Raw genomic sequence first — 240 nt, 5'->3', positions numbered from 1 at the left:
CGGCAGAACAAATGCTGGCCAGTGCCAAATGGAAAACCGTGAGTTGGCGCAGCGGGACCAAAGGTCGGTTGAAAGCCCGATTTGCTGCTGTCCGTGTCCGCACCGCCGACGGACCTCCGCAGCGGATTTGGGATAAAGGTCAGCAGCATCTCCCGGGCGACGAAGCTTGGCTCATTGGCGAGCAACGTGCCTCAGGGGAGAAGAAATACTATCTTGCCAATCTCCCTGCGGCGACGGATC

1 pseudogene is annotated in these 240 nt (G+C 59.2%); it reads left to right on the top strand.

The window, feature by feature from the left end:
• Window positions 1-240, top strand: a pseudogene (locus FNJ47_RS48760) (IS701 family transposase); the annotation flags it as partial.

Source organism: Bradyrhizobium uaiense (assembly GCF_010811875.1).
In the GTDB taxonomy this organism is placed as follows: Bacteria; Pseudomonadota; Alphaproteobacteria; order Rhizobiales; family Xanthobacteraceae; genus Bradyrhizobium; species Bradyrhizobium uaiense.
The sequence above is the reverse complement of the archived record's forward strand: the minus strand, read 5'-3'. Positions and strand labels throughout refer to the sequence as shown.